11 protein-coding genes and 1 riboswitch are annotated in these 12,613 nt (G+C 55.4%); of the genes, 1 reads left to right on the forward strand and 10 read right to left on the reverse strand.

Going from position 1 to position 12,613, the window contains the following annotated elements:
- Positions 1-9: 9 nt before the first annotated feature.
- From NHM04_RS08295 to thiD, 9 genes are all read right to left on the reverse strand, one after another.
- A complete protein-coding gene (locus NHM04_RS08295; protein WP_254266510.1) occupies positions 10-498 on the reverse strand; it encodes a DP-EP family protein in 489 nt (162 codons plus the stop codon).
- Positions 499-534: 36 nt separating this feature from the next.
- The gene (locus NHM04_RS08300) at positions 535-2,793 is read right to left on the reverse strand and encodes a TonB-dependent receptor (protein ID WP_254266511.1); all 2,259 of its coding nucleotides are present in this window, start codon (positions 2,791-2,793) and stop codon (positions 535-537) included.
- A gap of 145 nt (positions 2,794-2,938) precedes the next feature.
- Entirely contained in the window at positions 2,939-4,828 is a 1,890-nt protein-coding gene (parE, locus tag NHM04_RS08305) for a DNA topoisomerase IV subunit B (protein ID WP_254266512.1), read from the reverse strand.
- A gap of 19 nt (positions 4,829-4,847) precedes the next feature.
- On the reverse strand, positions 4,848-5,444 hold the full coding sequence (locus NHM04_RS08310) for a YqiA/YcfP family alpha/beta fold hydrolase (protein WP_254266513.1): 597 nt from the start codon (positions 5,442-5,444) through the stop codon (positions 4,848-4,850).
- A 15-nt stretch (positions 5,445-5,459) separates the two neighbouring features.
- Entirely contained in the window at positions 5,460-6,284 is an 825-nt protein-coding gene (gene cpdA, locus NHM04_RS08315) for a 3',5'-cyclic-AMP phosphodiesterase (protein ID WP_256527339.1), read from the reverse strand.
- A 156-nt stretch (positions 6,285-6,440) separates the two neighbouring features.
- Positions 6,441-6,848, reverse strand: coding sequence for a DUF1249 domain-containing protein (locus tag NHM04_RS08320; RefSeq protein WP_254266515.1), 408 nt, complete (start codon positions 6,846-6,848; stop codon positions 6,441-6,443).
- Positions 6,849-6,894: 46 nt separating this feature from the next.
- Positions 6,895-7,527 (reverse strand): NUDIX domain-containing protein, encoded by a 633-nt coding sequence (locus NHM04_RS08325; RefSeq protein WP_254266516.1) that lies wholly within the window; start codon positions 7,525-7,527, stop codon positions 6,895-6,897.
- A 6-nt stretch (positions 7,528-7,533) separates the two neighbouring features.
- A complete protein-coding gene (gene thiC / locus NHM04_RS08330; protein ID WP_254266517.1) occupies positions 7,534-9,450 on the reverse strand; it encodes a phosphomethylpyrimidine synthase ThiC in 1,917 nt (638 codons plus the stop codon).
- Positions 9,437-10,324, reverse strand: coding sequence for a bifunctional hydroxymethylpyrimidine kinase/phosphomethylpyrimidine kinase (thiD, locus tag NHM04_RS08335; protein ID WP_254266518.1), 888 nt, complete (start codon positions 10,322-10,324; stop codon positions 9,437-9,439). Before thiD ends, thiC begins: the two co-directional genes overlap by 14 nt.
- A gap of 102 nt (positions 10,325-10,426) precedes the next feature.
- A riboswitch (TPP riboswitch) is annotated at positions 10,427-10,521 on the reverse strand.
- A gap of 229 nt (positions 10,522-10,750) precedes the next feature.
- Between thiD and NHM04_RS08340 the strand changes: the two genes are divergently transcribed.
- The gene (locus tag NHM04_RS08340) at positions 10,751-12,133 is read left to right on the forward strand and encodes a TolC family outer membrane protein (protein ID WP_254266519.1); all 1,383 of its coding nucleotides are present in this window, start codon (positions 10,751-10,753) and stop codon (positions 12,131-12,133) included.
- 84 nt (positions 12,134-12,217) lie between these two features.
- On the opposite strand, the gene panD is transcribed toward NHM04_RS08340, so the two are convergent.
- On the reverse strand, positions 12,218-12,598 hold the full coding sequence (gene panD, locus NHM04_RS08345; protein WP_254266520.1) for an aspartate 1-decarboxylase: 381 nt from the start codon (positions 12,596-12,598) through the stop codon (positions 12,218-12,220).
- Positions 12,599-12,613: the final 15 nt, after the last annotated feature.

The raw sequence follows: 12,613 nt of genomic DNA on the forward strand, positions 1-12,613 counted from the left end.
GCGCAAAAATCAACCGGGCGGGCGACCCACGCGAACGCCGGGATCAGCTGAGGTATAAATTGTCGCCTCGCCGGATTTATTATCCCGGTACATTGCCACAAAACTGAAATCCACATCTTCGTTCGAGTCATCGAAGTTGTGAATGGTCAGCACCAACTCGCATCCATCCTGAGCAACCCGAGTTTCAATATCGTGCAGCGTGTCACCTTTACCCGGTGCGTAAATCAGCCCATCCTCAATAAAACGCCACTGACCTTTTTTATCATCTGTTTTGAGATGAAACACCAGTACCGCTTTTTCATAACGACGGTCATCGGCATCCGACTCAGGGTCAAAGGCCACCGTAATATTTTGAAAGCTCTTCTTTTTACCCACGCCGTTCATTGGCCAAACCTGCGCGCTGCCTTTCTCGGGTAACTGCGGGCTCAGCTCTATAGAGACGATCTGGGCACCGCCCTTGGGAACCACTAATTCATAGTTTTGTGTTTTCTTCGCCATACATTAATCCTTCTCTAAAGCCTTGATCCTATCGCCTTAAAAACGCACGCGCGCACTCAAGGTTATGCTGCGAGGACGAGTAATATAATCAAAGCGCCCCTGCTGGCCATATTCAGGTCTGTACCTGCCGCCAGTAATAGCGCGCTCATCAGTGATATTGTCGATATCCGCCGCCAGATACCAAGCACCCCACTCTATTCCGGCATGTGCGTTCACAAGGGTATAACCGGATAAGCTCTGATAATCGGCGAAGGTTTCGTTCAAGGCGGTGGTGGTGTCGCCAACGGTCACCAGCGATACTAGGGTATCCAGCTCAAAAGCGTCAAACGAATGCCGACCATCCAGCGCCAAATTCCACTGTTCACGAGGCGAGCCCGGCAGGCGGTCATCTTTTTGTGGATAGGCATCCATCACTAATTCGGCGTCGGCGGGTTCATCAATACGAGCATCGTTATAGCTGCCGCCAAACTTCAGTCCCCAAGAGGGCGAGAGTGACCAATAGCCTTCTAGTTCAACACCTTGAACCAAAGCGCTGCCCGAATTCACGTTAACGAGATAGCCATAATCATCATAGGCGCTCTGCTGAATCTGTTTCCAGTCAATTAAATAGACACTGGCGTTCAGACTTAGGCGCGACCACAGCTCGTTGGTTTTTATCCCCAGCTCATAGTGTTCGGCATAGTCTGGGCTGTAGGTGCGATTATTTTCGATCCCGGCGGGCAGTGCATTGCTGCCGCCACGGCGAAAGCCCTCTGAGTAAACCCCGTACCAGTGCACACCGGCAGTGGTCTCATATTGCGCGCTGGCCTTCCATAAAAAGCCGTCGTCGCTCTCCTCGTCGGCGTCGCAATAGGGCGTAGGTTCAACCCCATTAAAGCGATCATTCATGGGAAACATCGAGCAGATGGTTAAGTCATCAGTTTGATCGTAGTAGCGCCCACCCAGGGTCACCGTCCAGTGCTGGCTCAGCTTATGGGAGGACTCGGCAAAAATAGCCGACTCACCCAACTCTTCAATTTGTTCGGCGTAGTAATCGCGCGGCTCTGGCTCATCTAGCCCCCAGAAGATATCCAACCCAGGGGCTAAATCCACCACCGTGCCATCAATTTTATCTTTGCTGTAATACGCACCGACTAACCACTGCCAGACATCGGCAGACTCGGGCGAGGTCAAACGCAGTTCAGTGGTGTCTTTACTAACCGTAAAGTCTGAGACAGTTTCAGAGGCAAAGTCTTCATAAGGCGAGTAAAACGACGAATCGTAATAAACCTCATCCAGCCACAGTAAATAATCTGTCTGATCGGCGCGGCGCTCGGTCTGATAATCGTAACGGCTTTGTATAAACGTCGCGGTCGCAAAATCAAAATCGTAACTGGCGGTGATATTCGCCATATGTAACTCGGTATCGGCGGGCTGTAAAAACCGGCTGGAGGCGCCATAGGCATCGCCGGTAAAAGGCTCATTGCTCGCCTGGCGATCTTCCACGGTGCGATCCTGATAATGGTAGCTGCCATCCAATCGCAGACGCTCGCTGGGCTGCCAACGCAGGCTTAAGCGCGCCTGCTCGCCCTCTTCGCTGTTAATGTCAGATGCAGGCCCCGCGAGCAGATAATCGTTGTCGATAAACCCGGCTACTTCGTCTTTGCTCAAGACCAGCCGCGCAGCAAAGTTATCGCCCACGGGAAGGTTGCTGACCAAGGTGGAGGCATAACCCAGATCGTCACTGTGAGCCGTATCGGTAATGCTGGCGCTCAGCTCTGTCTGATAGTCGCCCAACTGGGGCTTGGCCGTGCTGTAGCGCACAATACCGGCCAGCGAACTGCTGCCGTACAAAGTGCCTTGCGGCCCCTTCAAAACTTCTACCTGCTCTAAATCAAGCAATTGCATATCCGGGGGTAAAAAATCCCCTTGCAGCGGGATATTGTCCACGTAGCGGGTAACCGTGCCGCCATTGCCACCCAGATCGTCTGACGCAACACTGTCATTGCGCAGGCCGCGAATAATTAATGGCGTGGGATTGCGGCTGCCGGTATCGACAATATTAAAACCGGGGGTCTGGCCTGCCAGCGCGTTCAATGTCAGCGGCTGCTGCCTGTCGAGCCACCACTTTTCATGCACCGACACTGAGCCGGCAAAGCTCGCCTGGGTTTGTTCTCGTTTACCCGATACGACCACCACTTCATGGATGGTCTCGGTCTGCTTCGTATCCGCTTCACCGGCTGCGTGCACCATAGCCGGCAAAAGTGCCACGACTAAGACCGGGCCCTGCCCGCGGAAAATAAGGTTTTTTATCATTTACTTGCCCCCAAGTTGTTCTAATCGCTGCGGCACTGATACCTCAGCACTGCGGCGCCCTGAACTTGTTATATAGCGATTATAAAAAAGGCGCCTGTGGCGCCTAAAACAAACAGCGAAAATTATGCCATAACCAGGCATTAACTCACGCGATTATTTCAGCAAGGTTACCTTTTTGTTCCAGCCAGCTTTTGCGGTCTGAGGCACGCTTTTTCGCCAGTAACATATCCATTACCTGATTCGTATCGTCGCCGTCCTCGACTCGTAATTGCACCAGTCGACGGGTGTCGCGGGCCATGGTGGTTTCACGCAGTTGCAACGGGTTCATCTCGCCCAGGCCTTTAAAGCGTTGCACACCGACTTTGCCTTTTTTCTTCTCCGCCTCAATGCGCTCTAAAATGCCGGCCTTTTCGCTATCATCCAGGGCGTAGTAAACCTCTTTGCCGACATCGATGCGGTACAGCGGCGGCATAGCCACATAGACATGCCCGGCCGCAACCAAAGGACGGAAGTGACGCACAAATAAGGCGCACAGCAAGGTGGCAATGTGCAGACCGTCGGAATCGGCATCGGCGAGAATACAGATTTTGTTGTAGCGCAACCCATCTAGGGACTCTACTGCTGGGTCAATGCCCAGGGCGACGGAGATATCGTGCACTTCCTGGTTGGAGAAAATCTCGCCCGAGTCCACCTCCCAGGTGTTCAGAATTTTACCGCGCAGGGGCATGATCGCCTGGTAGTCACGATCACGGGCTTGCTTGGCCGAACCGCCGGCCGAGTCCCCTTCCACCAAAAACAGCTCACTGGTCGCCGGATCATTGTTGGCACAGTCGGCCAGCTTGCCCGGCAGCGCGGGGCCTTGAGTGACTTTTTTGCGCGCGACTTTTTTGGAGGATTTCACTCGCCTCTGTGCATTGTTAATACACAGGTCGGCAATCTTATCGCCCTCTTCGGTGTGCTGGTTCAGCCACAGGGCGAAGGCGTCTTTGGCCACGCCGGAAACAAACGCCGCTGCTTCGCGCGAGCTTAAGCGCTCTTTGGTCTGCCCAGAAAACTGCGGGTCAGATAATTTAGACGAAAGCACATAGGCGCAGTTGGCCCAAATATCCTCAGGCGCCAGCTTAACGCCGCGCGGCAGTAAATTACGAAACTCGCAGTAATCGCGCAGTGCATCCAGCAACCCCGTGCGCAGACCATTTACATGGGTACCGCCCTGGGCGGTGGGAATTAAGTTGACGTAGCTTTCCTGAATAAGCTCGCCGCCTTCAGGCAACCATTGCACCGCCCAGCTGGCCGCTTCGGTTGAGCCCGAAAACTCACCTACAAAAGCCTGTTCAGGGATTACCTCAAAGCCCTGGGTATTGCCGATTAAGTAATCACGCAAGCCGTCTTCGTAATACCAGGTGTCTTTTTCACCCGAGGTTTCGTCGTTAAAGTTAACCGTTAAGCCTGGGCATAACACGGCCTTGGCGCGCAGCACATGGCGCAAACGGCTGACAGAAAACTTGGCCGAGTCAAAGTAACTGGGGTTGGGCACAAAGCGCAGAGTTGTGCCGGTATTGCGCTTACCGCAGGTATCAATGACTTCTAAGTCAGAGATCTTTTCCCCGTCGCCAAAGACAATGCGATGCACCTGACCGTCGCGCTTAATAGTGACTTCCAGCAGGGACGATAGCGCGTTCACGACCGACACCCCAACGCCATGCAAACCACCGGAAAACTGATAGTTTTTGTTGGAGAACTTACCCCCCGCGTGCAAGGTAGACAAAATCACCTCTACCCCGGGCTTGCCCTGCTCGGGGTGAATATCCACCGGCATGCCGCGACCGTCGTCGCTGACGGTAATGGACTGATCTTTGTGCAGAGTAACGCTTAGTGTTTTGGCGTGTCCGGCGAGGGCTTCGTCGACACTGTTGTCGATCACTTCCTGCGCCAGGTGGTTGGGGCGGGTTGTCTCGGTGTACATCCCGGGGCGTTTTTTTACCGGGTCCAGCCCCGTGAGGACTTCAATATCTTCAGCGGAATAATTGGCCATATTTCTTTTTTAAGTGGAATTAACGAGAGGCCGCTTTTTCAAACGTCCGGAAAAATTCGATGATCTCGCCCAGATGCCGTTCAAACGCCACAAAACTGTGGTCGCCCCCCTCTTCCACCAGCTGCTTACTACCAGCGTACTTGGCTACCGCTTGGCGGTAATCCAGGGTTTCATCGCCAGTTTGCACCATCAGCCAATAATTGTCGGGCCGGGTAATAGGGGTAGAGTCGGCCGCGCGAATTTCGTCGACATGGCGGGGCTCCAGGCGGTAGCTATCATCGGTGTGATAGGCGTTGAGGTCAACACCCAAATAATCCGGCATAAACTGCCAGGGCGCCACTGCCGGATTCACTAGCACGGCGGGGCGGTTGTAGCGCTCCGCCACCCAGGTGGCCCAGAAGCCACCGAGAGAGCTGCCGATTAACCACACGGGCTCGGGCTGTAAAAACTCCATCAGGGCTTTTAATTCGGCCTGGGTTTGCGCCGGATAGGGCGTTAACTGGGGGCAGTGGAAACTCAACTCGGGTTGCTGTTCGCTCAGCCAGGCTTTCATTTGCCGCGCTTTGAACGATAATGGCGAGCTTAAAAAACCGTGCAAATAGACAATGGCAGACATAAATACTCTAAGCCGCTAATACCCGGCAGACTTATAATCAATCACATAACTTTTATCGGTCACTCGCGAAACACCTGTTTCAAGGCGGCCGTCCGGGTATAAATCGAACCAGCGATAACCGGGCATTTGCGTGTCCACGGTAAAGTCATCACAACCAGGCTTAAACTGCACACACGTTGACGGGGTTGCCAGCAGCAATCGCTCATCCAATAACCGCTCGAAAGTCTGGTGCACATGGCCCCAGCAAACCGCTTTTACCTGGCTCTGGCTTTCCAGTGCGGCAAAAAATTCGGCGTGGTTGCGCACGATATACTGGTCTATCCATTCGCTGCCCACCGCCACCGGCTGGTGGTGGAGCATAATCAGAGTTGGGGTGTCCGGGTGAGCGGCCAGGGTATCGCGTAAAAACGCCATTTCGGCGGCCGCCAGCTCGCCGTGAACATAGCCGGGAACACTGGAATCCAACAATACCAGTAACCAGCCACCCACTAGCATGGTTCGGTGGGCGGGCTGGGTAACGTGAGCCACCTGATACATGACATCGGCCAGATCGTGATTGCCGGGCAGCCACCCCAAGGGACAGTCGAAGTTGCGTTGCAGGGTATCAAGAAAGCGGCTGTAGCAATCGGCATCTGGCTCGCTGGCCACGTCACCGGTGCAGACTACGGCCGCTGGGTCAGGCTGCTCGCGGGCGATCAGCGCCAGCACATCGGCCAGACTCTGGTCGGTATTCAGGCCCAGCAGTGTGTCCCCGTCGGCCGCGCCCAGGTGGGTGTCAGTGATCTGAATCAAGCGCACAGGAGTTCCGGTGCTTTGTGTGGATATCGCGCTCGCCGCCATTACCTCTAATGATCCTTGTTGTTACACCAAATCTGCGTCCATAGCAGAAATTTGACACAACGATAAACGGTAATAGGCGCCAAATCCAGAGGACGCAAGCACCGCGCAGCAAAACTATGACGCTCACCCCACTTTTTCGGACTTAACGTGCAGCGATCAAGACAGGATAATTTCGTGCAGCGAGTGACCATTCTTCAGACAATGGTGTAGCCACTCACCCAAAAAACGATTGAACTGGGATTTTTCGTCGGATTGATACATCTTCTGGTTGGGGTAGTCGTAGCGAACCTCAAGGCGGCGGTGCCCTTCCCACGCTAAGACTTCGGCAAGCGCCGCATCATGGTAGAGGCGCACCAGCAATTGTGGACTCTGCAGCCAGTCACTGCCGGTGTCGTCCACCCGACTGACCCGCAGTGTGGTGGTATAGCGCATACGTTCGGTCACCTCGATACGCATCTCCCAGCTGCTGGCGCCCTGCTCAACGGCAAACTGCCAGCTATCGCGCGCCTCAAAGCCCGGTGTCAGCTTCAGCAGCAACCAGTAGTTGGCCTCACACTGGGCCATGTGCCGGGGAAAGTCGACTTTGTAGCGCTCTTTAATCGCGATGACGTTATACCTCTTGCATCAATTGCGGGCGATTCAGTGCCAACCATTGCAACGTAATCAGGGCCGCCGGATTATTCCAGCGACCGGTGTAAAGGGAGCCGAGTACAGCCTCTGCGCTGAGAACATGCATTTTAATGTCCTCGTGCTCTTCGGGCAGACCGAAGACGCCTCCAGCATCAGTGAGGTCGCAAAGGCCAATATACAAGTAGAGCTTCTCATCACAGCCGCCGGGGCTGGCGCGGTAGTTACCAATGTAGCGCAACTCCACCTCGTGAATACCCGCCTCTTCTACCAGCTCGCGACGGGCGACATCCTCAGCAGTTTCGCCCTCTTCCATCATGCCCGCCACGACCTCAAGACACCAGGGGCCGGATTCATCGCGCAGCGCACCAATACGAAACTGCTCCACCAACGCCAACTCATCGCGGCGCGCATCGTACAAAAGCACCCCCACGGCCTGAGGGCGGTAGACAATTTCCCGACTCAAGGGTTCGCCCCAATCGCCATCGGCAAACTGTCGATGGCGCAGGGTGACTTCATCGGCATGAAAAAAGCCCCGGTACAGCGGCTTGCGCTCCATTATTTCCACGTCGTCGCGGTCGAATACGGGCGGTGCAATCTCGGGGCTTTTACTCATACTTACCTATACCTTGTGATAAAGCTGCGAACCTGTCTCACGAAACTCCTCCGCCTTGGCCTGCATTTCGGCCTCGACATCCAGCATACGAATCACTTGTTCGCCACTGTCATCCAAACCAAAACCGTTTTCGGCGGCGTAGTCGCGCACCTCCTGGCTGATTTTCATGGAACAGAATTTGGGGCCGCACATAGAACAAAAGTGAGCCACCTTGGCCGAGTCTTTCGGCAGAGTTTCGTCGTGATATTCGCGTGCGGTGTCCGGATCCAGCCCCAGATTGAACTGGTCCTCCCAGCGAAATTCAAAGCGCGCCTTGGATAGCGCATCGTCGCGCAGCTGCGCCCCAGGGTGGCCTTTGGCCAGGTCGGCGGCGTGGGCGGCGATCTTGTAGGTAATAATACCCTCTTTTACATCGTCTTTGTTAGGCAGCCCCAAATGCTCTTTGGGAGTGACGTAACAGAGCATCGCGCAACCGTACCAGCCGATCATGGCTGCGCCAATACCCGAGGTTATATGGTCGTAACCGGGGGCAATGTCAGTAGTCAGCGGCCCTAGAGTGTAAAAGGGCGCTTCGTCGCAGCACTCAATCTGCTTGTCCATGTTCTCTTTGATCATGTGCATAGGCACATGCCCCGGCCCCTCGATCATGCACTGGACATCGTGCTTCCAGGCAATTTTGGTCAGCTCGCCCAGGGTTTCCAGCTCGCCAAACTGAGCTTCGTCATTGGCATCGGCAATCGAACCTGGCCGCAGGCCGTCGCCCAGGGAGAAGGACACGTCATAGGCCTTCATGATTTCGCAGATGTCTTCAAAATGAGTATAAAGGAAATTCTCTTTGTGGTGCGCCAGACACCATTTGGCCATAATCGAGCCACCGCGACTGACAATACCGGTGACCCGCTTGGCGGTGAGCGGCACATAGCGCAGCAGCACACCGGCGTGAATGGTGAAGTAGTCAACGCCTTGCTCGGCCTGCTCAATCAGGGTATCGCGAAAGATCTCCCAGGTTAAATCCTCGGCCACGCCATCAACTTTTTCCAGCGCCTGGTAGATGGGCACGGTGCCAATGGGTACATGAGAGTTGCGGATAATCCACTCGCGGGTCTCGTGAATATTCTTGCCCGTGGACAAGTCCATAATCGTGTCCGCCCCCCAGCGGGTGCCCCAGGTGAGCTTTTCCACCTCTTCTTCAATGGAGCTGGTAAGCGCCGAATTGCCGATATTGCCATTGATTTTCACCAAAAAGTTGCGCCCGATGATCATCGGCTCTAACTCTGGGTGGTTAATGTTGGCGGGAATGATCGCGCGGCCACGAGCCACCTCATCGCGCACAAACTCGGGGGTAATTTCAGTGGGAATAGCCGCACCAAAGTCATTGCCCTGGTGCTGTTTCTCCAAAACCCCCTGCTCGCGCGCTTGCGCCAGCGCCATATTTTCGCGAATCGCAATGTATTCCATTTCTGGAGTGATGATGCCCTGACGGGCGTAGTGCATTTGCGATACGTTCTTGCCGGCCTTAGCGCGGCGCGGGACCCGGTGATGGTTAAAGCGCAGGTGGGCAAGCTTAGGGTCGGCCAGACGCTCGCGGGTAAACTCCGAGTTCACTCCCTCCAGCAACTCGGTATCGTCTCGCTCTTCAATCCAGCGGGTGCGGATATCCGCAAGCCCCTGACGCACATCCACAGCAACCGCTGGGTCGGTATAGGGGCCAGAAGTATCATAAACGCGCACCGGCGGGTTGGTTTCACCGCCAAAATCAGTGGGGGTATCGGCCAGACTAATTTCCCGCATGGGCACGCGTATATCGTCGCGCGAACCTGTTACATAAATTTTTTCCGAGCGGGGAAATGGCTGCACCGAGGCGTTATCCACCTGGGCGCTTTCACTGAGCACGCGCTCGGCGCTCTGTTTATTCTGAGTCATGGGAAATCTCCTGGGTTATGGGTGCGGCACTTGCCACGGTTGCATAAGAAAAAGCGTAAAAATGATCCACCGGGCCATGTCCCCGCCCTACCTGTAATCGGTCGGCGGCAGTCAGAGCTCCGGTTAAATAGTGTTTGGCCTCACGACAGGCCTCGTAAGATGACAGGCCACGGGCAAGAAAAGCGGCGATTGCCGAGGCCAGGGTGCAGCCGGTGCCATGGGTATTTGCGGTGCGAACCCGCCGCGCTCTGAGCAGCTCGCAGCGCTCGGCATCGAGATACACATCCACCGCCTCATCCGGATGCTGCAAATGGCCGCCCTTAAGCAGCACGGCCTGGGCACCCTGTGTAAGCAGCGCCTCCGCCTGCCGGGTCATTTGCGCTACGCTTTCTGCCACGGGAGCATCCAGCAGCGCGGCGGCCTCGTGCAGGTTAGGGGTAAGCAGACAGGCGCGCGGGATCAGTTTCTGGCGCAGCGCCTGCAAGGCGTCATCGGCCAGCAGCCGGTCACCGCTGGTAGCGACCATCACGGGGTCTAACACTAAAGGAATGAAGGTGGGGAGTTCAGAGGCCAGGGCGGAGATAATCTCGGCGTTGGCGAGCATGCCGGTTTTAATGACTTTTACCGGCATATCCGCTAGCACCGACTGTACTTGGCGAAGCACAAAATCGGCGGATACAGACTCAACCGCCTGCACCCCCTGAGTATTTTGCGCGGTTAAGGCGGTGATTGCCGAGGCGCCGTAAACACCCAGGGCGGCAAAGGTTTTTAAATCCGCTTGAATGCCCGCCCCGGCTCCGCTATCGCTGCCGGCAACAGTCAGAGCAACGCAGGCAGACGTAACGCGATTAGGATATTCGGTGATGTTGGACATAAGCTGCTTCCTGGAGGGGGCGAGGAAACAGCGCAGCAACTGCCGGTGCGGCAGCGGCTTGAAGCCGGGAGCAGACGCCCCGGCAAATAGAATGGATACATAAATTCATAAGCGCTCGTTCCCTACGCCGGTACTAACCGGATCAGGTCGACGGGACTCTCTCAGCTTCACCACACGAAGCACCCCGACAAGACAGAATCGGCAGTCTAGAGAACTGCTCCGCGGCTGTAAAGCACAGCGTTTACGGTTTTTTACTAGCGGCGCGAAAAAATGAACGTTTATTCATCTCGACCTAGAGGACGCAAACCGCTAAACTCTGGCCTGTATTAAAATCGCACACAGTAGAGTGCAACTAAATTTGTGGAGCCAGCGTCTTTACCGCAGCAACGACCACAAAAACGGACGCAAGACCTACCGGGATACCAAATGAAGCAGACAAAACGTTATTTTTTTGCCGCGCTGATTGCGCTTAGCAGCAGCGCCCAAGCCGAGTCTATCCTCGACATTTACAACCTGGCACTGGAAAACGACCCCCAGTTAAAAGCCGATAGAGCGGCTTTCGAGGCGGGGCTAGAAAACAAAACCATCGGCCGCGCCGCTTTGCTGCCGCAAATTACCGGTTCTGCTAACGTCAGCTACAGCGAAACCGACTCGGAGTATGAAATCCGCAGCGGCGAGGCGGCCCTTACGCCCGCCGGCACTACCGAAAATGAAGTCAAGCGCTGGGGGCTGGATTTAAACCAGGCGCTGATTGATCTGAACGCCTGGCACACCTATCAGCAAGGTGCCGCATTGAGCGAGCAGGCCAAGGCGCAGTACTCGGCCGACCAGCAGAGTTTGATTGTGCGCGTCGCCGAAGCCTACTTTAACGTGTTGCGCGCCATCGACAATTTGGAAGTAGCCCTGGCCGAAGAGAAAGCTCTGGGACAGCAGCTGGAGCAAACCAAGCAGCGCTTTGAAGTGGGCCTGACCCCCATTACTGATGTGCACGATGCCCAGGCAGCGTACGACAGCGCCCAGGCCGCCACCCTGGAAGCGCGCGGCCAACTGGGTATTAGTTACGAAGCCCTGGAGGTACTGACCGGTCAGTCGCACGATGCTATCGCACCTTTGGGCGAAGATTTTCCCGTGGTTCCCCCCTCTCCGGCCGATCGCCACAGCTGGGTAGAATTCGCCCTGGAAAATAACTTCACCCTGAAAGCGGTAAGCGAAGCGGCGAACGCGGCCGAACAGCAAGCCAAGGCCGCACGCGCTAACCACTACCCGACCCTGGGCCTGAGCGCGGGCTACAGCGAATCAGATAACGAAACCGATATCGACTCGACGCCGTTTAACTACAACGATCAGGACGGCTACACTGTGGGTGTCAATCTGACCGTGCCCATCTTTAGCGGTTTGCGCACCTCGGGCCAGCGCCGTCAGGCCTACGCGCAGGCGATGCAGGCCGACGAGCAGTTCAATTTCCAGCAACGCAATGTGATTCAAAACACGCGCTCGCTGCACTTGGCCGTCGAGACCGGCGTAGCACGGGTAAAAGCTCGCAAGCAGGCGATTATCTCTAACGAAAGCGCGGTTAAAGCCACTCAATCCGGCTTTGAAGTGGGTACTCGCAACCTGGTTGAAGTATTGTTGGCGCAACAATCTCTGTACCAAGCCCGTCGCGATTACTCCAACGCGCTCTACGATTACCTGATCCAAATGACCAACCTGCGCGAAGCCGCCGGCATGCTAACCCCTGCCGATGTTGAGCGTATTGACAGCTACCTGAAAGAAACCGAGCAGGTTAGACGCAGCGATTACGGCCTGTAAGCCGGCCGCCGCACAATAAAAAAGGGGAGCTAGCCGAACGCTAGCTCCCCTTTTTTATACCAAACTCAGCGTTGCTATCGGTGCTTACACCAGCTGCATGGGAATGGTATTGGTGGTGCGCTCGACTTTGTTTTTGTCATCCAGGTACACCAAACGCGGCTTGTAGTTTTCCAGCTGCTCTTCGGTGTACTGACCATAGGCGCCGATAATCACGCGGTCACCTACTTGCACTTTGCGCGCTGCCGCGCCATTCATTGATATGGTGCCAGAGCCGCGCTCAGCGAGAATCACATAAGTGGTGAAGCGCTCGCCGTTATTGACGTTGTAAATATCAATCTGTTCAAACTCGCGCAGTCCGGCCAGTTCTACCAGATCGGCGTCAATGGCGCAGGAGCCGTCGTACCAAAGCTCAGCCTGGGTAACAGCCGCCATATGTAATTTGCCTTTGAGCATGGTAGAGAGCATGGGCTCCTCCTTTGT

The organism is Gilvimarinus sp. DA14 (assembly GCF_024204685.1).
Taxonomy (GTDB): domain Bacteria; phylum Pseudomonadota; class Gammaproteobacteria; order Pseudomonadales; family Cellvibrionaceae; genus Gilvimarinus.